Here is a 19,137-nt window from a genome sequence, read left to right as displayed (position 1 = left end):
GATGAAAAAAAATAGTCTGTCATATATCCTGATTGCCTGCCTTACGGGGCTGACCTATTCGCTGATGGCCCAGTCAGGCAAAAAACCTTCATACAGTGGTATTTATCCACACCTGGCCATGTACAACAACGAGGGCGAGTGTGGAACGGGTGCCGTTGTGCCGTGGGCGGGAAAGCTCTGGGTCGTTACCTACGGGCCCCATCTGCCATTCGGGTCGTCGGACAAGCTCTACGAAATTACGCCGGATTTACGGCAGATTGTGCGCCCGGAAAGTATTGGCGGTACACCCGCCAACCGGATGATCCATCCCGAAAGCAACCAGTTGTTTATAGGGCCTTACGCCATCGACAGCAAAGGCCAGGTTCGGGCGATACCGTACAAGACCATGCCCGGACGCCACACCGGTAACGCCCGTCACCTGACCGACCCGGCAAACAAACTCTACTACGGCACGATGGAAGAAGGCTTTTATGAGGTCGATGTAAACACCCTGACCCCTACTCTGCTTTATGAAGACGGCAATGTAAAGCAGAAAAAGGGAGCCGATGAGTCGAACAACCAGCATGGCGAACTGCTGCCGGGTGCGCACGGAAAAGGACTCTACTCCGGGCAGGGTGTTATGGTATACGCCAACAACGGCGAGTCGGGCCCCAAAGCCCTGGAGCAGTTCGATATTGATGCCGGGTCACTTTCCGAGTGGGATGGAAAAAACTGGACGGTAGTCCGCCGGAATCAGTTTGTGGAAGTAACCGGCCCCGGTGGTATTTACGGCAATAAAAATCCCGATACCGATCCGATCTGGACGACCGGTTGGGACCATAAATCGGTTCTGCTCGGCGTGCGTAACAAACAAACCGGCTGGCATTTCTTTCGGCTGCCCAAAGCCAGCCATAGCTACGACGGAGCCCACGGCTGGAACACCGAGTGGCCCCGGATTCGCGATGTAGGAACAACGGCTAAACCCGACTACCTGATGACCATGCACGGGATGTTCTGGCGGTTTCCCGAACAGTTTACGGCCACGAATACAGCCGGAATCCGCCCGCGCTCGGCCTACCTGAAAGTGATTGGCGACTACACCCGCTGGAACGACCAGTTGGTATTTGGCTGCGACGATTCGGCTCAGCGGGAGTTTCTGAACAAGCGTAAAGCCAAGGGCAGTATTGAAGGGCCTGGCCAGTCGAACTCGAACCTTTGGTTTGCTCCACTCACCCTGCCCGACCAACTCGGTCCGAACACCGCTGAGGGAGCAGTCTGGATCAGCGAAGCGGTTAACGCCAATGCGCCCTCGGAGCCGTTTCTGTTTGCGGGCTGGGCCAACCGGTCGGCCTGGGTGCAGAATAACAGTGACGCCGAGGTAGTCTTCGCCTTCGAGGTAGACAAAACAGGTACAGGCACCTGGTCACCCCTGCAAACGGCAACGGTGGGCGCTAAGCAGGTCCAGCAAATCGCTTTTGCAGCGAATACTCCCGGCGAATGGATTCGGATAAAGACCAACCGGCCGGCGAATGTATCGGCGCATTTTTCCTATGCGGCCAATGACACCCGCAGCACGCAAACGAGCCCGATGTTTACCGGCCTGAGCAACGTGGGTTCTCCTAAAACAGTGGCCGGTATGCTCTACGGACTGGGCGATAACCGGCGGGCACTGGGTCTGGCAGCCATGACCTACAACGGCAGCCAACCCACCGATGTGGGTTATTATGAACTGAACGATGCTCTGCAACTGGTTAGAAAGGAGGATCCTGCCACCCACGCATTTATAAAAAGTAAGTTTATCATTCCGCAGCAGGTGGTGATGATCGACAACGCGAGTGTGCTGGTGGTTGATGGTAAAGGCCGACGCTGGCGGCTCCCGCTGGGCAACAAAGCATACACGGATCTGACGAATGGAGCCAGCCTGCGCATTTGCCGGGAGGTAGCGACCGAGCGCGATCTGTTCAACTGCCACGGAACGTTCTACGAACTGCCCGCCGAGAATGCCGACGGCTACGCTAAAATAAGGCCAATTGCCTCCCATACTCTGCGCATCAACGATTATGCCTCGTACCGGGGCCTGCTGTTGCTGACGGGTATCGACCTGGCATCGGCTCCCAAAAACGAACATATTATTGTATCGGACGATAAAAAAGCCGCCGTCTGGGCCGGGGTAATCGACGACCTCTGGAAACTAGGTAAACCAACCGGTCAGGGTGGTCCCTGGAAAAATACCCAGATAAAAGCCGGTGAATTCTCTGACCCATACCTGATTGGCTTTTACGATCAGCGTAGTTTGCAGCTTTCGCACAAGGCAATTAAGGCCGTCACCTTTACGCTGGAAGCCGATCCGGTGGGTACCGGCGTCTGGATGCCATACAAAACCATAACGGTGAAGCCGGGACAGACCACGCAGTTTACTTTTCCCAGGGACTTTCAGGCCCGCTGGATACGGTTCAAAGCCAATGAAAACTGCGAAGCGACAGCCCAGCTTCGGTACGAGTAAGTCAGAAATGCCCCGGAATGGCGGTTTTTAGTAGATAAGGAGTTACGTACACTGTAATGGGTGTACTGCCAATAAAAAAATAGTGCCTGCTAATCTTCTGATTAGCAGGCACTATCAATAGAACTTGAGTACCGGGAGCGGGAATCGAACCCGCACGACCTTTTACGGATCACAGGATTTTAAGTCCTGCGCGTCTACCTATTCCGCCATCCCGGCTCGGATTGGTAAAATCCACACGCTACAAAAAAAGCACCGGGGTCGGTGCCTTTTTCTGGAGCGAAAGACGGGGTTCGAACCCGCGACCTCGACCTTGGCAAGGTCGCGCTCTACCAGCTGAGCTACTTTCGCGTTGTTTGTGGATGCAAAATTAAGGCTTTACCGCCATTTGTCAAGAGGTTTTGCCGAAAAAATTTAGAAAACCGCACCGAAAAAACCGCTCTGCACTGGCTACGAATGATTTAGCCACAGCAGGGTCAGGAAAAAAGCGTTGAGTCCCAGCCCCGCCAGCAGGGTCATGCGCATGGCCGAGCGGAAGCTGGCCTTGCCGGCGTCGTGGTAAACCTGCCAGAACCAGAACAGGAAGAAACCGGCGGCCGGCAGCAGATACCCCAATAGCATATAAAACGGCGAACCGCCCTCGAAATAGAAGTAATAGCCCGTTACCGATAGCCCGAACATTACAATGGCACAGACAAACGTGCCCCGGATGCCCAGCAGCCGGCTCATAGTCAGGTCGCCCCGGCGGCTGTCTTCGTCGTGCTGGTATACTTGGGTAATGGGGTAAATCGCCAGCAGGTTCAGGGTGCAGAGCAGAGCCGCCAGCAGAGGGCGGGGGTCGGCAAGTGCCCGCAGCGGCAGGTTATTGATGGCCTGGTAAGTCATCAGGTAGGTAAGGCCGCCCTGGAAGGTGCCCACCACCAGCCAACTGAGAATAGGGTACTTCTTGAGCCGGATGCGGTCGTTACTATAAGCTTTGGAGATGGTACCGTAGATGAGCAGGTACAACACAAATGGCCAGCCGATGAAAGCTCCGAGTACCAGCGCCACAATATCGAGCCCCCAGGCGACGTAAAACAGCGTCCGGTCAACGGGCGGGGGCGTTTCCAGAATGCCGATGCTGCCCTCGTCTTTATCGTAATAGCTGTTGTAGGCATTGCTGGCCGGGTAAAGCAGCAGGTGGATGATCAGCACCACCGCCAGCGCCCGGCCTGTATCCGACTGGGGCGACTGGCTCAGGGCGAACCAGAAAACCGGCAGCAGAAAGAACGAGAACGGTACCCGCAAATGCAACCATACCGCCCGGGCGGTCATGCGTCTGCTTTTTTCGTGTGTTACCATGCGACCACCAACATTATTATACAACCGATAGTTATACCCCAATACCTACGAGCGATGTTCAGTATGCCGAATCAGCATAGCAGTTATATCAACGCATTGGGCACTGCCGTACCGGCCTATGCCATACCACAGTCTAAAATTGCCGAGTTTATGGCCGACGCGCTACAGTTTGACGAGCGCGACCAACGACGCCTGCAAGTCATTTACCGACAGACCCGCATTGAGCAGCGCCACTCGGTGCTGCCCGACTACGGCCTTCGGGTAGGTAAATTTACGTTTTATCCGAACACACCCGGCCTGGAGCCCTTCCCAACGGTGGGCCAGCGCATGGCTATTTATCGTACGGAAGCTACACCCCTGGCCGTCAAGGCCATTCAGAATTGCCTGGCGGATTACCCGGAGTTCGATCTCCAGCAAATTACCCATTTGATTGTGGTAAGCTGTACCGGTCTTTCTAATCCCGGTCCGGATATTGAAATCCTGGAAGCCCTCGATCTGCCCTCCACCACCCAACGCCTGGCGATCAACTTTATGGGCTGCTATGGGGCGTTTAACGGGCTGAAAACGGCCGACGCCATTGTCCGGGCCGACCCGGACGCTAAGGTACTACTAGTATCTGTTGAACTTTGCACCCTGCACTTTCAGAAACGAACGGAAACCGACCATCTGCTCTCGAATGCTCTCTTTGCCGATGGCGCAGCCGCCGTGCTGGTTGAAGCCCAACCCCGGGCGGAGCGGTCGCTGCGGATGCGTACGTTCTACTGTGATTTGCTGCCGGAGGGGAAAGACGAAATGGCCTGGCACGTCAACGACCACGGCTTTGAGATGACGCTGACGCAGGAGGTGCCGACGGTGATCCGCAACGGTATTGGTAAGCTGATGTCACGGTTGCTGGAAAAGAGTGGCCTGACCATCGGCGACATCGGGTACTACGCCCTGCATCCCGGCGGCCGGCGCATTCTGGAAGTGATTGAGCAGCAACTTGGCCTGGAACCGGAGCAGAACCGCTACGCCTATGAGGTGCTGCGGCAATACGGCAATATGTCGTCGGCCACAGTGCTGTTTGTGCTCACCGCCATCTGGCGCGAGGTGCTGACGCAGGGAACGGCCGACGCCCAGCCCAACATTCTGAGCTGCGCTTTTGGGCCGGGCCTTACGCTGGAGTCTATGATTCTGGAAATGAACATGACCAGGCCCGAGCGGGTTACGTCAGCAGTTTCCAGCGCATCAGTCCCCGTTTCGTGAGCATATAAAACAAGGAAACTTTTAACACGCCCAGCCCGTAAATGCTGCTCCGGCGGAAGTTAATCGACGAGGCTTCTTCAAAATACTTCGTAGGGCAGGTAACCTCACCAATTTCATAGCCCTTATAAAAAATCTGGGCAATCATCTCGTTGTCGAAGATGAAATCGTCGGAGTTGTGGGTGAAGTCCAGGCTTCGCAGCACCTCGCCGGAGAACGCCCGGTAGCCGGTGTGGTACTCCGACAGTTTCTGGTTCATCAGCAGGTTCTGCGTAAACGTCAGAAAGCGGTTGGCAATATACTTGTACATCGGCATACCGCCTTTGAGCGCCCCTTTGCCCAGAATGCGGGACGCAAACACCACCGGATACAACTCATTGCCGATGATGGAGATCATGGCCGGCAGCAGCATAGGCGTGTACTGGTAGTCGGGGTGGAGCATCACCACAATGTCTCCGCCCAGTTCGAGGGCTTTGCGGTAGCAGGTTTTCTGATTGCCGCCATAGCCTTTGTTGAGGTCGTGACGGATCACGTGGCGGATACCCAGCTGCCGGGCTACGTCAACGGTATTATCAGGGCTGGCATCATCAACCAGAATGACCTCATCAACCAGATCGAGCGGAATTTCACGGTAGGTACGTTCCAATGTCAGGGCGGCCCGGTAAGCCGGCATCACCACAATGACTTTTTTACCATTAAACATGCCTCAAAACTAAGGAGTGAACGCCAATGTCCCAACATTTCCTGCGCACGAACGAAATCCTTTGCCGATATTGCGCCGTTTTTCGGACGCCATCGCTAACTTTCTTTCCAAAACCGGCGTTCTTCTGTTAGTTAGTTAACGAATTATGCTGGATAGCGAAACCTTATTTTTTCTGGGCTTTGCCGCATTTGTGCTGTTTGTGATGGCACTAGACCTCGGTATGCTGACCCGGCAAAAAAGCCATGTGGTTAGTTTTAAGGAAGCTGGTATCTGGAGCGCCATCTGGGTTGCCTTATCTATAGCTTTCTATTTTTTCATACAAAATTACGGGTATCTGATTCACGGCATCGATTCCATGGCCCGGCTTGAAGCGGTCCGGGATTTATATGCACCCCAGGTTGATCTGATTACCGGCAATTTTGAAGCGAGCCGGGTGCTGTTTCAGAAAAACATGGCGCTGGAATACATCACCGGCTATCTGGTGGAGTACTCGCTGTCGGCCGACAATATTTTCGTGTTCATCATGATCTTTGCGTCGTTCGGTGTGCGGGAGCGGTTTTATAAAAAGATTCTGGTCTGGGGCATCCTGGGGGCCATTATCCTCCGGTTTATTTTTATTTTCGTGGGCTCGGCCCTGCTGCAGCGCTTCGACTGGATTATCTACATCTTCGGGGCGTTTCTGGTGTATACCGGTATCAGCCTGTTCTTCCAGAAAGAGGAGGACGAGAAAATCGAGCCTAAAAATCATCCGGTGGTGAAGATAACGGCCAGGTACCTGAACGTATACCGCCGGAACGTAATTGACCATTTCTTTGTCCGGCGCAAAACCGACGGCAAGCTATTTGTCACTCCCCTGTTTATTGTAGTGGTGGTGGTGGCCTTTACCGACCTGGTGTTTGCCGTCGACTCCATCCCGGCGATTTTCTCCATCACCAAAGACCCGTACATCGTCTTTTTCTCCAACGTATTTGCCATCATGGGGCTACGGTCGATGTTCTTTTTCCTGTCGAGCATCATGAGCCAGTTCCGCTTCCTGAAAGTTGGTCTGGCGGTACTGCTCACGTTTATTGGAGCGAAGATGCTGGCCCATTCGTATCTGGAGCAGATCGGCTTTGAAACTGTGTACTCGCTGTACATCATTCTGACCATTCTGGGGGTAAGTATTGTAGCTTCCTGGCTGATTCCGGAGAAAAAAACAGTAGAGAAAGACGAGGAAGTGAGAGTCTGACGAACCGTTGGATAGAACAAGCCGCACGAATGCCCGGATTTACATACCAGCGTAAACCTCGGGCATCCGTGTGTTGTTTTTGGTGTATATTGTCCTGCCATGTTCACGCCCGACATCCTGAAAGTTTACCGTAAACGGCTGACCAACCTCAGCAGCCGTAACCGTTCATTATTACTCAGCAGCTTGCCCGCCGAGCAGTTTCTCGACCTGCACGATACCGATTTCCTGCTCAACCGACCATCCTTCGACCTGATAGCCCAACTGATTACGCAACGACCGGTTATTCCGCTCTGCGATGTGCTGGACAGCCGGAACCAGCGGGTGAACGACGTGAGCCGGAAGCTTCGACGCATTGCCCGAACCGAGCAGTTTATTGAGGAAGAACGCGGTACCTGGGATTTGTATGTGGGGTACCCGTTTGTGCGGGGTAAGCTGATGGACGGTACAGTGGTTCACGGGCCGCTGTTGTTTTTTCCGGTTCATCTGGAGCAGGAAGGCAATCAATGGCAGCTCACCCGCCGGGGCGACGCAGCCGCTACAGTTAACGCTACCGTGTTGCTGGCTTATGCCCACTTTAACCGGGTTTCTGTGCCGGATGAGTACCTGGAACAGGATTTTACCGATTTTCCCCATGATCCGCTGGCTTTTCGTATACAGTTGTACGAATGGCTGAAGGCCAGTCCACTGGAGATCAACTTCAACCAGGATTTGTTTGAGAATAAGCTCCAGTCGTTCGATAAGCAGTCTCTGAAGAGCCTGGATGCAACGGAACGGACCGGCGAACTGAAGTTGTATCCCGAGGCTGTGCTGGGCATATTCCCGCAGGCCGGCTCGTTTCTGGCTCCGGACTATGACGCGCTCATCGCCCGTGCCAGTCGTAATTCGGATACTGATCCGGGAACCCGTAACGGAGCCGGCATTCCGTTTATCACGCCTAAATCGATCGCCGACGAAATCCGTGAAGAGCACCTGCGTACGCCCTTACCGATGGATGCCTCACAGGAAGCGGCCGTGCGGGCCGTGAAGGCGGGGCAGTCGCTGGTGGTGCAGGGCCCGCCGGGCACGGGTAAATCACAACTCATTGCCAATCTGATGGCCGACGGAGCCGCGCAGGGCAAACGGGTGCTGCTGGTCTGCCAGAAACGGGCAGCGCTGGATGTGGTCTACAACCGGTTGCGGCAGGTCGGTATGGAGCCGTTTATAGCCCTGATCCACGATTTTCAGAACGATCGTAAGCCGCTCTACAGCCAGATTGCCGGCCAGATTGAGGCCGTTGATACCTACAAGCGGCAAAACTACAGCCTCGATGCCGTGGTGATGGAACGCGACTTTGATACGGAGAGCCGTAAAATTGATCAGTTGACGGCCGAGTTGCAGGCGTTTAAAGAGGCTCTGTTCGACACCGCCGAGTGCGGCCTGTCGGTCAAAGAGCTATACCTTACCAGCAATCCTTCGGCATCGGCTATCCCGTTAAGTGATTTTTACAGTCGGTTTCGGTTTGATACCCTGGCCGACTTTCTGCGGAAGCTGACGGCGTACACCGCCTGCCGGCAACGGCTTGGCCCCAATCATCTTTTTGCCGATCGGGTATCCTTCAGCCAGTTACCGGCGTCGGCCTTGTCGGTGGCTGAAAAAGCGGTCGGGAACATTTCCAACACGGCCCAAAGCATCAACCAGCAAACCACCGACCTGATCGGGCGAACGCTGACGCTGGACGAGTGGGCGCATTGGCATGCCGATGCCGACCGGCTGGCCGGCGTGGTTGCGCTGATAGAAGGGGCGGGTCCGGATGCTGACCTGATCTGGTCGGTGGTTCGCTTTTTTGTGGACCACCCGACGCATCCGGCCTGTAAAACGGCCCGGCCGCAACTGGAGGCACTCGCCAGTAGCTGGAACGAAGCGCTTGACACGCCCGGACCCGAAACAACCTTACCGCCCGATGACTTGCCTGCTTTCCGTAATCGGCTCGACGAAGCTCGGCAGGCCCGCAGCTCCTGGGTATCCTGGAACTGGTGGCAGTTGCGGGGGCAGGGCAAAGAACAGGTACACCAGGTAGCAACGGCCAACCGGCTTTCGGTTTCCGCCGATGACCTCCTGACGCTAACGCATAAAGTCGATAAGCGTATCCAGTTGGAATCGGTTCGGCGGCAGGCCATGCCCCTGCTGGCGCTCTCTCCGGCGCTGCCCAACGAACCCGACAGCCTCCGGTTGCTCTGTCGCGCCGGTGAAGCTGCCGAGCAACTGCGGCCGCTCTCCGCTACCACCTATCTGCCGCCGGCCGTTTGGGAGTCGTTCCCGGTGTTTACCCAAACCGTACGGGCCCTGTCGGCGCTGGCGGCCCGGGTTCTGCCACAGCTGGCCGACTGGCAGCGCTACCTGACAGAGGGGCAGATTGAGCAAGCCTGGCAGGATGCTGATTATGCCGGGCAACTACGGCACGCGCTTCAGGACGATTTTGACCTGCTGGTGGAGACCGATAAGGCCTGGGAGCGCTTCAGCGATGTGGAGCAGATAGTGATTGAGCGGCTGTATGATGCGATGCCGGTAACGGATGGTGATCTGGCAAGCGGAACGCCCGATCAGCTTACGGCACTCTTTCAGAACTCAATCCGGCTAGCCTGGATCGAACATATTGAAACAAAATACCCGAGGCTGCGGGGAGTGTCATCCCTGCAAAATGAGCAGATCGAGCACGACCTACAGGAAAGTATACGCCGGAAGCAGGCGCTCAGCCGGGATATGCTGCTGGTGAAGCTGCGGGAGCACACATACAAAAACCTGACGTTTAACCGGTTGAACAACCCGGTTACGTACCGCGAACTACAGCACCAGACCACCAAACGGCGCAGCGTCTGGCCTGTGCGGAAACTGATGGAGCAGTATGCCGATGAGGTATTTAAGCTGGTGCCGTGCTGGCTGGCTTCGCCGGAGTCGGTCTCGGCCATATTCCCGCTTAAAGAAGGGCTGTTCGACCTGGTCATCTTCGACGAAGCTTCTCAGTGTTTTGCCGAAAGCGGCTTGCCGGCCATGTACCGGGGCAAGCAGGTGGTGGTGACCGGCGATAAACAGCAACTCCGGCCCAGCGATCTGTATCGTGTTCGCTATGAGGAGGAAGCCGGCGATGAAACACCGGTGCTGCTGGAGGTTGAATCGCTGCTCGATCTGGCAGGCCAGTATCTGCCGCAGGTGTCGCTGCTGGGCCACTATCGCAGCCGCTCGCTGGACCTCATCACCTTCTCAAACCAGCATTTTTACCGCAACCGGTTGCTACTGCTACCCGACTGCCAGGACATGAACCGCCACGAACCGGCCATTCATTACCTGAAGGTAAACGGTACCTGGCGGCAGAACACCAATCCCCTCGAGGCTGAGACGGTATTACAATTGCTGGAACAGCTTGCCGTAGAGCAGCCGGGGAAGTCTATCGGTATTCTGACGTTCAACTATGCCCAGCAGCAGTTGATTCAGGAGCGGTTGGAGCGCTATTTTCACCCGGAAGTGGATCGCCTGCATCCGGTAGCTGCCGGCGAACTCAGAAACCTGCCGCTGGCTACGTTTGATAAAGACCTGACCAGCGAAGTGACCTTCGTCAAAAACATTGAAAATGTGCAGGGCGACGAGCGGGACATCATTATTTTCTCGCTGGGGTACGCACCGGACGAAGCGGGGCGGCTCACCATGCAGTTTGGCAGTCTGAACGCGTCGGGTGGCGAAAACCGGCTGAACGTGGCCATTACGCGGGCGCGGGAGCGGATCTATGTGGTGACCAGCCTCTGGCCAGAGCAATTAAACGTAGACCAGACCGCCAACGAAGGCCCCAGGCTCCTGAGAGCCTACCTGACCTACGCCCGCCAGGTGGCCGAGGGGCAATTCCGGCCCCAGCCACGCCCGGCCGACGGGCTGCGCTCCGGTGCTTTGCTAAAAGATAAACTGACCACCCGTCACCCCGACTGGCAACCGGAGTTGCCCTTTGCCGACCTGACCATCAAAGACGGCAAACAGTATAAATCGCTGCTGCTGACCGACGACGACCAGTATTACCAGCAAAGTCCCAAAGACGCCCACGCCTATATGCCCTTCGCCCTCCGCGCCAAACACTGGCCCCACCGACGAATATACAGCCGCGAGTACTGGAGGGGGAAGGTTTAATTTTGGTTTGAGGTTTGAAGTTTAACGTTTGAGGTTAATTTGACTGCGAACATAACTTCAAACCTCAAACGGCACCGGCCGCCCGGCTCAAACTTCAAATCAAAATGATCGGTCTGCACGACGAATACGAAGTGATGTTCCGGGTGGAGTCCCGGTTATGGTGGTACCGAATTCTGCACGGCAAGGTGCTGCGGCAGATTCAGCGGCAGTTTGGCAACAACCGCACATTGCGCGTGCTGGATGCCGGCTGCGGCACGGGCGGTATGCTGTCATTCCTGCAGAACAATGGCTACCAAAATCTGCAGGGGCTGGACCTCTCGGAAGATGCCGTGGCCTTTACCCGCGCCCGTGGCCTGAACGTCCGCCAACTGGATCTGCGCGACGTGGGTACGCTGCCGCCGGAGCCGTTCGATGTCATCATCTGCAATGATGTGTTTTGCTACCTTACCGACGATGAAATCCGGCATGTAATGACGGAGTTCCGGAACCGGCTGCAACCGGGAGGCCTGTTTATCACCAACAACAATGCCCTCAAAGCGTTCGAAGGCGTTCACTCGATTGTGCTGAAAATACCCCGGCGGTTCAACCTGAATGAATTTACCGTGTTCGGTAAGGCGGTGGGGATGCCGCTTCGGTACGGCACCTACTGGAGTTTTCTGCTGGCACCGCTGATCTGGGGCTACCGTAAAGCGCAACTGCTGGGTATCCGGCTCAGGATACTCAAGCTCCAGAATCTGCACTCCGATGTGGGCTACCCAGGGGATGGCATCAACGGGCTGCTGTATGGGCTGGTCCGGGCCGAAGAACAAGTGCTGCCCAAAGCACCCTTCGGCAGTTCTGTCTTTGTGGTGTATCAGCGCCCGGCCTGATCCTCCTGACAGGCAAGCCGGATGCGTTTGCCCAGCGCTGGATTCAGCCGCCGGCGTAAGGAATCGGGTTTGGGAATAAATACTACCCGACCTGTAAACCGCAGTTCGGTTTCGGCGACGGGACGGCCAAAGCGCTGGTAAAAAGCCTCCTCGCAGCCGGGGGCCAGCAGGTCCGGATAGAGGTTGATACCGCAGAAATCGTTGTACGCAAAAAAATCGGCGAAACGCTGCATTTCTGTACCGGTAAAGCACCGGCGTTGCCGGGTGGCTTTAAACAGATTCGGGTTATTAGGCATAAACAGGCAGGGCCAGTTGGCCTGTTCAAACGGGGCTATCTGGGCGGGATGCAGCCGGCCCAGAAAGAAGCCCATTACTTTCTTATCGTGAAACCGGCGCAGGGCAAACGTGCCGGAGGTCTGGTAAAAGAACGGACAGAGGTCTTCGCCCAGGCCATTATCCCCTAAGGCACAGAATGGCCAGTCGAGAACGGCTTCTCCCGGGGTTTGCTTCACAGTATTCATATACGCGTAGAACGGCTGGTGCACCGCCACTGGATTAAAATAAGCGACATGAGCCTGGTAGGCGGTGCCGGTTTCTGCCAGCGCCAGCGCTATAATTCCTGCGCGTAGCAGGGCCGGCAGCCGTTTCCACTCCACAGAAAGCGCCAGCAGCGTCAGAATAACCGGGTAAATCAACGTGGCACGGGAAGATACCCTGGTGAACAAAAACCAGGGAAAAATCCGGAGCGTGGGCAGGCGGGTGGTATGAAACAGCAAACACAGGCCCATCAGGACCAGCAGCGGCAGATACACCGCTTTGTTGCGTGCATGAAAAAAGCCGATTAGTCCCAGTGCAGTCAGAAAAAGCCCCGGACTGGATGGCCCCATCCCTTCTGTGCTGTCGCGTAGCCACGGCTGATAATCCAGATGATAGGGGCTGATACCCGGCAGTAACGGTAGCCACAGCCGCAGGGGGTTATCCCAGAAGATACCCATCGGCAAACTGGCCGATTGCAGGCTTTTGGCGGCAGCGGCAATTTGCAGCACCAGCGGTATATACAGAAAAGCTACGGCAACGATGCCAGTAAGCAAAAGCAAATGCTGCCCCCGGTACACGAACGGGTCCAGGCTGATATACGCCCTGAACGGTACCCGGCGCCTGCGATTAAGGTAAACACCCATACAGAACAGCGTTGTCAGGCTAAACCCCGATAGGGCATAACCGGCCACATAGCCCAGGTTCTGTCCCAGCACGAGAGCCAGAAATAAAGCCTTTACCAGCAGGAAACGTAAGGTCAGCGGTTGCTGTAACCACACCCGCCGGCCTAATAGCCAGTCGGTTACCAGGCTGAGGGTAGTCCAGTGCAGGGCGGTGAAAGCCAGATGACCCGGATATTTGTGAATGGCGTAAAAGTTACAAAACGCCATCACCCCAGCTGCCAGGCCCGCTTTGGGATTGCCCACCACCGGCCTCAGCAAACCGAACACGCCAAAGGCGATGAGTAACACCGATACAATCAGGTACATCTGCAGATAAGGCCCGGTAGTACCCATCAGCCGGTACAGAAAGGCGTAGAACAACTCCCGCTCAACGGCCCAATCCTGCAGCGCCTGATTGGTTCCGTATGGATAGGCCAGCTGGTTGTTAACCAGATCGAGCGTCGGCAGAGGGCTGAACGATAAGTTTTTGGCAAAATAATAGCCGTAATATTCCCAGACATCGGTATCGCCCCAGTCGGTAATCGGATTGCGGAAGTCTTTGATAACAAACAAGCCGTAGAAGACGGTCGCCAGCAGCAAGACAACAATCCAGAAAGACGTTCGCATAAACGGGTTCGCTTAAAACGGCCACTGACGCTTTACCCGCGCCGAAAGCAGGAAGGTGACCACGCCAAGGGCAATGACCGTCAGGCCCGACAACATAAAGGACCAGCCGGTGGAGACAAAGATAAACGCCCAGATGACAATGGCCAGCAGCACCGGCAGCGGATACAGCGGCATCCGGAACGGAAAGTCGGTGCGGGGGCGGTTCCGGTGCAGAATCAGCAGCCCAACCGCCTGCCCGATAAACTGGATAACAATGCGCATGGCCAGAATAGCCGTAATTACATCGGCCAGCCGGAACAGGAGACTAAACACAAACGCCAGCAGCCCCAGAAACAGCAGCGACAAATGCGGGAAATGGCGGGTAGGATGCAGGCGGGCAAAAATGGCAAAAAACTGCCCGTCGGCGGCAGCCGCATAGGGCACCCGCGAATAACCCAGCAGCACGGCAAACAAGGACGAAAACGCCACCACCAGCACCAGCCAGGTGGCCATTTGGGCGGCTTCGGGGCCGTACAACCGCTCTACAAACGTGCTGACGATAAAGGTGCTCTGCTGTGCCTCCTGCCAGGGTATTACGCTCACCACGCTAATGTTCATCAGCAGGTACAGGGCGGCAATGCCAACAATGGAGATAAACATGCTGATGGGAATGTTGCGCTGCGGGTTCCGGATCTCCGAACCCAGGTGGCAAACGTTGTAATACCCCAGGTAGCAGTAGATGGTTTTGACCGAAGCCGCGCCCAGACCCGCGCCAAACAACCCGGTTGTGAGCGGACCAGCGGCCTGAACCACCTGTAGCACCGGTTGGGTGGCGTTGCTGAGCCCCCCGATAATGATCCAGCCCATGGTCGTTAGCACACAAGCCCAGAGCAGCAGGCTGATGCGGCCGATGGTCTCGATGCGCCGGTACAACAGGAGCACAATCAACACAACAACGCTCCCGGATACCAGTCGGCGCTGCCAGTCGTCGAGCGGAAACAGGTAAGAGGCATACTGGGCAAAACCGATAGCGCCCGACGCAACTACCAGCGGAGCCTGAATCAGCGTTTGCCAGACAAACAGAAAGGAGAGGAGTTTACCCCAGCGTTGCTCCCCGTAGGCAATCTTCAGAAAGTTATAGCTGCCGCCCGCTTTGGGAAAAGCCGCGCCGAGTTCGGCCCAGATAAAGGCATCAATAAAGGAGATTAGCGCCCCCAGCACCCAGGCATAGATAAACTGCGGCCCGCCAATGGTCTGAATCACCAGCGGCAGCACCACAAACGGCCCGATCCCCACCATGTCGATCATGTTCAGGGCGGTGCCTTGCAGTAAGCTGAGCCGGCGGGGGAGTGTCTGCAAATCAGGAGCAGTAGAATTCTTCAAGCGTACGGCAGATTTGGGTTTATTGGCAAATGCCGCCATTGTCCGAAAAGTTCCGGCAGCAAACACATCGCTGCAGTCAGTTCTGCAGGCTAATTTTGCAAACAAAGCCTATAGATTAGGGTTGATAAAGGAACGATTACAATTCAGAAACTACGTCGCGTTATGAAAAAGATACTTATTGGTAGTTTAGTGTTGTCGATGATGCTGACTACCCGATCTATAGCTCAGACAAAATCGTCGCCTTCGCTGAAAACGACTTCGGGGGTCACATCAAACACTGTACCAGAGAATGAAACCAGCTCGGTCAGAGGGATGAATCGGGTTGGTAGCGGTAATAGCGAAGTGGGCAGTGGTAAAATGAAGGGTGAGACCGTCACCAGCAGCGGCAACAGTTATTATTCGCCCACCGGCCCTACTTCGTCTCAGGGAAATGAATATGTCATTGTCGCACCGAGCGACAATATATCCAACAACCCGGCCAGACCCAATCCGAGTATTGAGCCTGAACCCCAATGGGTGAATCGGTTACCGGCGACGGGGCCACGCGTGCGAACGCAGGGTAGTTCGTCGGAGGGTACTGCCAGTGCGCCTACGCCGGGCGGTGCACCGGGTACCAATACCAAAATTACGGTACGGCAGCAACCCAGCCTCAGCACCTCTACGCTATCTACCTCTGGGCAGTCGGGTTCTACCCGACCCGGTTCGGTGTCTGGCGTAAGGGACTGAGAGCCGCACACCCGATAACATGACTCAGGCTAATGAGGCTCCGGCAGGCAGTAGCCAGACGCAGGCCGGATTGAATACCGCTTCACCGTCGGGGGCGGGTGGGGTCAGTACCTCGCGGGTGACGGTAGCCGAGCAGGGCCGACAACCCGGCTCGGCTACCGATCTTGGCAAAAAGAATCAACAGCCGGGCAGTACCGGCGGTACCATCAACCGGAGTACTCAAAACAAGACCGGTCAGGGGTCTGCCAGGAACAGTAATGGTGGTCAGCGGTAAGCCATCTGCTCAAAAATGCCAGAAGCCTCTCTTAACCAATCAGCGGTTAAGAGAGGCTTCTTTGTGTTTCAGCGCCTGCAGGCCTATAATGAACAGCGCAGCAGCAGAACGGAGCACTGGCAGTGTTTTGCGTAATGGCGCTGAAGAAGGGGAGTTTGGGATAAGAGTCAATAGTCGATAGGCGTCAGGGCTGGCGCTGGACAGCTAACGACTATCGACTAATCTCTACACATCGCAAATCAGCACCGACTTTTTCAGCGACTCCACCATAGCCGGTTTGTCTTTAGATGAGGGCACAAACTCCTGCCCGATAAAACCTTTGTAGCCGGTCGCTACAATGGCTTTTACGATAGCAGGGTAGTAAATCTCCTGCGTCTCGTCGATTTCGTGGCGGCCCGGATGCCCTCCGGTATGGTAGTGGCTGATGTACTGATGGTACCGACGGATGTTGCGGATATGGTCGCCCGACATGCTCTGCATATGGAAGATGTCGTACAGCAGCTTGAAGTTGGGTGAGCCTACCATCTCGCACAGCACGGCACCCCACTCTACATTGTCGGCCTGATAGTCGGGGTGGCTGTCGCGGGAGCTGAGCAGTTCCATCGTCAGCAGCACGTTGTTCTTCTCGGCGATGGGCATAATGCGCTTCAGTACCTTCTGGCAGTTGAGCAGGCCCTGGTAATCGCCGATGCCGTTGCGATTGCCCGAGAAGCAGATCAGGTTACGCACCCCGGCATTGGCTGCCTGTGGAATCAGACTGGTGTACAACTCAACCAGCGTATCATGGTTCTTCGGATTGTTGAAGAAACTGGTCAGGCCGGTACCTTTGGGCCAGGGGTCCATCCAGCCCATGGCCGAGGTCATGCCGTATTTGTTCAGCACTTTCCACTCCTCAGGGCCGGTCAGCTCCACCGACTCGATCCCCAGGCTCTTGCTGATCTGCACCAGCTCTTCAAACGGGATGCTGGCGTAGCACCAGCGGCTCACCGAGTGCCGGATATTACCCTTCAGTTTCATGGGCGTATCCATACCCATAGCTATAGAGTCAAAGGCAGCCGCGCCCAGCGCAGTACCGGCTAATGTTTTGAGGGCCGTTCGGCGGGTAGACATAATTGTCGTTTGAGGTTTGAAGTTTGAGGTTTGAAGTTAAGCTACACTAATTCTTCAACAATAGGACGCTCTCAGATTAGAGGTGATCTTTTTAACCTCAAACCTCAAACTAAATTTATACATCACAAATCATCACCCCCTGCTTCAGCGAGGTGAGGGGGTCGCGCTTGGGGATGAACTCCTGGGCAACGAACCCTTTGTAGCCGGTTTCCAGGATGGCTTTCATCACGGCCGGGTAGTAGATCTCCTGGCTGTCATCAATTTCGTTGCGGCCGGGGTTGCCGCCTGTGTGGTAGTGGCCGATGTACTTGCTGTTTTCTTTGAGCGTCCGGATAATGTCGCCCTCCATGATCTGCATGTGATAGATATCGTACAGCAACTTGAAGTTCTCCGAGCCCACGCGCTGGCAGAGTTCGGCCCCCCAGGCGGTATGGTCGCACATATAGTCTTTGTGGTTGACCTTGCTGTTGAGCAATTCCATAATCATCACCACGCCATGCTTTTCGGCGCTGCTCATCAGCCGCTTCAGGCCTTTGGCGCAGTTTTCCAGCCCCTGCTCGTCGGCCATGCCCCGGCGGTTGCCCGAGAAGCAGATTACGTTGGTGAGGCCGGCATCTTTCAGCTTCGGAAAAATAGCCTCGTAGCTGGCTACCAGTTCGTCGTGGAGAGCCGGGTCGTTGAAACCCCGCTCTATGCCTTTACCGGCCCCCTGCGCCATGGAGCAGGTCAGGCCGTATTTTTTCAGGACCGGCCACTCGTCGGGACCGGTCAGATCGAGGGCCTGTAGGCCAATTTCCTTAGCAGCCTTGCACAGTTCTTCGAGCGGAATTTTACTGTAGCACCACCGGCAGGCCGAGTGTTTGATGTTACCTTTCAGGGCGGGAGCAGCGGCAGCCGTCTGGGCGGCCAGCGTTTCTGCCAGCGACAGCGTCAGGGCGGTGCCGGTCAGGGTTTTGAGAGCAGTTCGGCGGGAAGACATTCTTTAGTTTGAGGTTTAAGGTTTGAAGTTTGAGGTTCAAGGCCAAGGTTTAACTTCAAACTTCAAACCTCAAACCTTAAACTAAATTACAGTTCTCGGATGCGGATGTTGCGGTACCAGACGCGGTCGCCGTGGTCCTGGAGGGCAATGCGACCGGTGCTGTATTTGTTGAAGCCTTCCCAGCCTTTGAACTTGCTTTCGCTTATCATTTTGTCCCATTCGGGGCCGCTGGTGGGGTACTCCACAATTTTTTTACCGTTCAGGTAATGTTCGGCTTTGCCGTCTTTTACAATCAGTTTGGCTTTGTTCCACTCGCCGGCGGGTTTGTAGGCCGACGGATCGGTCGGAGGCAGCATGTCGTAGAGCGAGCCGGCGGTCCGGTTGTTGTTGCGGCCCATTTTCGCATCCGGGTGACGTTCATTGTCGAGTACCTGCATTTCGGGGCCGGTCTCATATGTCGCTTTATATTTCGGATCTTCCTTCACGTGGTAGATAATGCCGCTGTTGCCCTTCTCAGCGATCTTCCACTCCAGCTCCAGCTCAAAGTCGCCGTACTCCTTGTCGGTGACAAGGTCACCGGCCCGGCCCTGCGTCAGGGTAATGGCACCATCTTCCACTTTCCATTTATCGGAAACCGGCTGCCCCTGTTTCAGGTAGTTGTGCCAGCCGTTCAGGGTTTTGCCGTCGAAAATTTTCTCCCACTTGCCTTTTTTAGGCTTACCGGGTTTTACCGCGGCATTGGCGGAGGCCAGGTGCAGGGTGATGGATAAGGCAAGCAGTCCAACGGCTGTCAATCGAAAAAGACGCATACGTATGAGTTAGTTAAGAATTCAGTAAAAACGTTTAGTC

General features: G+C 55.6%; 14 protein-coding genes and 2 tRNA genes. 7 read left to right on the top strand and 9 right to left on the bottom strand.

What is annotated here, in order from left to right:
• The first annotated feature begins 1 nt into the window (after nt 1).
• Nucleotides 2–2,482 (top strand): hypothetical protein, encoded by a 2,481-nt coding sequence (locus ABD931_RS18005; RefSeq protein WP_345269247.1) that lies wholly within the window; start codon nt 2–4, stop codon nt 2,480–2,482.
• A 129-nt stretch (nt 2,483–2,611) separates the two neighbouring features.
• Here the strand turns inward: ABD931_RS18005 and ABD931_RS18000 are convergent.
• The 3 genes from ABD931_RS18000 to ABD931_RS17990 form a co-directional block, all read right to left on the bottom strand.
• A tRNA-Leu gene (locus tag ABD931_RS18000) sits at nt 2,612–2,698 on the bottom strand.
• A gap of 56 nt (nt 2,699–2,754) precedes the next feature.
• Nucleotides 2,755–2,830, bottom strand: a tRNA-Gly gene (locus tag ABD931_RS17995).
• A 99-nt stretch (nt 2,831–2,929) separates the two neighbouring features.
• On the bottom strand, nt 2,930–3,820 hold the full coding sequence (locus tag ABD931_RS17990) for a UbiA family prenyltransferase (RefSeq protein WP_345269246.1): 891 nt from the start codon (nt 3,818–3,820) through the stop codon (nt 2,930–2,932).
• A 63-nt stretch (nt 3,821–3,883) separates the two neighbouring features.
• Between ABD931_RS17990 and ABD931_RS17985 the strand changes: the two genes are divergently transcribed.
• Nucleotides 3,884–5,065, top strand: a complete 1,182-nt coding sequence (locus ABD931_RS17985) for a type III polyketide synthase (protein WP_370469329.1) — start codon at nt 3,884–3,886, stop codon at nt 5,063–5,065.
• Here the strand turns inward: ABD931_RS17985 and ABD931_RS17980 are convergent.
• On the bottom strand, nt 5,025–5,765 hold the full coding sequence (locus ABD931_RS17980) for a glycosyltransferase family 2 protein (RefSeq protein ID WP_345269243.1): 741 nt from the start codon (nt 5,763–5,765) through the stop codon (nt 5,025–5,027). The two genes, ABD931_RS17985 and ABD931_RS17980, sit on opposite strands and share 41 nt — an antisense overlap.
• Nucleotides 5,766–5,910: 145 nt before the next feature.
• Between ABD931_RS17980 and ABD931_RS17975 the strand changes: the two genes are divergently transcribed.
• The 3 genes from ABD931_RS17975 (at nt 5,911) to ABD931_RS17965 (ending at nt 12,011) form a co-directional block, all read left to right on the top strand.
• A complete protein-coding gene (locus ABD931_RS17975; protein WP_345269242.1) occupies nt 5,911–6,993 on the top strand; it encodes a TerC/Alx family metal homeostasis membrane protein in 1,083 nt (360 codons plus the stop codon).
• 99 nt (nt 6,994–7,092) lie between these two features.
• A complete protein-coding gene (locus ABD931_RS17970; protein ID WP_345269241.1) occupies nt 7,093–11,142 on the top strand; it encodes an AAA domain-containing protein in 4,050 nt (1,349 codons plus the stop codon).
• Between the two features lie 104 nt (nt 11,143–11,246).
• Nucleotides 11,247–12,011: a class I SAM-dependent DNA methyltransferase gene (locus ABD931_RS17965; RefSeq protein ID WP_345269240.1), complete on the top strand. Its 765-nt coding sequence runs from the start codon at nt 11,247–11,249 to the stop codon at nt 12,009–12,011.
• Here ABD931_RS17965 and ABD931_RS17960 read toward each other — a convergent pair.
• Nucleotides 11,996–13,837: a hypothetical protein gene (locus ABD931_RS17960; RefSeq protein WP_345269239.1), complete on the bottom strand. Its 1,842-nt coding sequence runs from the start codon at nt 13,835–13,837 to the stop codon at nt 11,996–11,998. The genes ABD931_RS17965 and ABD931_RS17960 overlap by 16 nt on opposite strands.
• A 12-nt stretch (nt 13,838–13,849) precedes the next feature.
• Nucleotides 13,850–15,199, bottom strand: coding sequence for an APC family permease (locus ABD931_RS17955; protein ID WP_345269238.1), 1,350 nt, complete (start codon nt 15,197–15,199; stop codon nt 13,850–13,852).
• Between the two features lie 162 nt (nt 15,200–15,361).
• Here ABD931_RS17955 and ABD931_RS17950 point away from each other — a divergent pair, with 162 nt between their 5' ends.
• Nucleotides 15,362–15,925 (top strand): hypothetical protein, encoded by a 564-nt coding sequence (locus ABD931_RS17950; RefSeq protein WP_345269237.1) that lies wholly within the window; start codon nt 15,362–15,364, stop codon nt 15,923–15,925.
• Nucleotides 15,926–15,944: 19 nt separating this feature from the next.
• Nucleotides 15,945–16,199, top strand: coding sequence for a hypothetical protein (locus tag ABD931_RS17945; RefSeq protein WP_345269235.1), 255 nt, complete (start codon nt 15,945–15,947; stop codon nt 16,197–16,199).
• Between the two features lie 225 nt (nt 16,200–16,424).
• Here the strand turns inward: ABD931_RS17945 and ABD931_RS17940 are convergent, their stop codons facing one another.
• The 3 genes from ABD931_RS17940 to ABD931_RS17930 form a co-directional block, all read right to left on the bottom strand.
• Nucleotides 16,425–17,309: a hydroxypyruvate isomerase family protein gene (locus ABD931_RS17940; protein WP_345269234.1), complete on the bottom strand. Its 885-nt coding sequence runs from the start codon at nt 17,307–17,309 to the stop codon at nt 16,425–16,427.
• 115 nt (nt 17,310–17,424) lie between these two features.
• Entirely contained in the window at nt 17,425–18,288 is an 864-nt protein-coding gene (locus tag ABD931_RS17935) for a hydroxypyruvate isomerase family protein (RefSeq protein ID WP_345269233.1), read from the bottom strand.
• Between the two features lie 86 nt (nt 18,289–18,374).
• Nucleotides 18,375–19,097, bottom strand: a complete 723-nt coding sequence (locus ABD931_RS17930) for a 3-keto-disaccharide hydrolase (RefSeq protein ID WP_345269232.1) — start codon at nt 19,095–19,097, stop codon at nt 18,375–18,377.
• Nucleotides 19,098–19,137 lie beyond the last annotated feature (40 nt).

Origin of the sequence: Nibrella viscosa, from assembly GCF_039541875.1 — a bacterium.
Lineage (GTDB): Bacteria > Bacteroidota > Bacteroidia > Cytophagales > Spirosomataceae > Nibrella > Nibrella viscosa.
Note: the sequence above shows the minus strand (reverse complement) of the source record. Positions and strands in the feature narration are given on the sequence as shown.

Excerpts from the sequence above, each read along its gene's own strand:
- ABD931_RS17935 (WP_345269233.1), bottom strand. The coding sequence starts at position 18,288 with ATGTCTTCCCGCCGAACTGCTCTCAAAACCCTGACCGGCACCGCCCTG.
- ABD931_RS17950 (WP_345269237.1), top strand. The coding sequence starts at position 15,362 with ATGAAAAAGATACTTATTGGTAGTTTAGTGTTGTCGATGATGCTGACT.
- ABD931_RS17930 (WP_345269232.1), bottom strand. The coding sequence starts at position 19,097 with ATGCGTCTTTTTCGATTGACAGCCGTTGGACTGCTTGCCTTATCCATC.
- ABD931_RS17965 (WP_345269240.1), top strand. The coding sequence starts at position 11,247 with ATGATCGGTCTGCACGACGAATACGAAGTGATGTTCCGGGTGGAGTCC.
- ABD931_RS17990 (WP_345269246.1), bottom strand. The coding sequence starts at position 3,820 with ATGGTAACACACGAAAAAAGCAGACGCATGACCGCCCGGGCGGTATGG.
- ABD931_RS17945 (WP_345269235.1), top strand. The coding sequence starts at position 15,945 with ATGACTCAGGCTAATGAGGCTCCGGCAGGCAGTAGCCAGACGCAGGCC.
- ABD931_RS18005 (WP_345269247.1), top strand. The coding sequence starts at position 2 with ATGAAAAAAAATAGTCTGTCATATATCCTGATTGCCTGCCTTACGGGG.
- ABD931_RS17970 (WP_345269241.1), top strand. The coding sequence starts at position 7,093 with ATGTTCACGCCCGACATCCTGAAAGTTTACCGTAAACGGCTGACCAAC.
- ABD931_RS17985 (WP_370469329.1), top strand. The coding sequence starts at position 3,884 with ATGCCGAATCAGCATAGCAGTTATATCAACGCATTGGGCACTGCCGTA.
- ABD931_RS17980 (WP_345269243.1), bottom strand. The coding sequence starts at position 5,765 with ATGTTTAATGGTAAAAAAGTCATTGTGGTGATGCCGGCTTACCGGGCC.
- ABD931_RS17975 (WP_345269242.1), top strand. The coding sequence starts at position 5,911 with ATGCTGGATAGCGAAACCTTATTTTTTCTGGGCTTTGCCGCATTTGTG.
- ABD931_RS17960 (WP_345269239.1), bottom strand. The coding sequence starts at position 13,837 with ATGCGAACGTCTTTCTGGATTGTTGTCTTGCTGCTGGCGACCGTCTTC.
- ABD931_RS17940 (WP_345269234.1), bottom strand. The coding sequence starts at position 17,309 with ATGTCTACCCGCCGAACGGCCCTCAAAACATTAGCCGGTACTGCGCTG.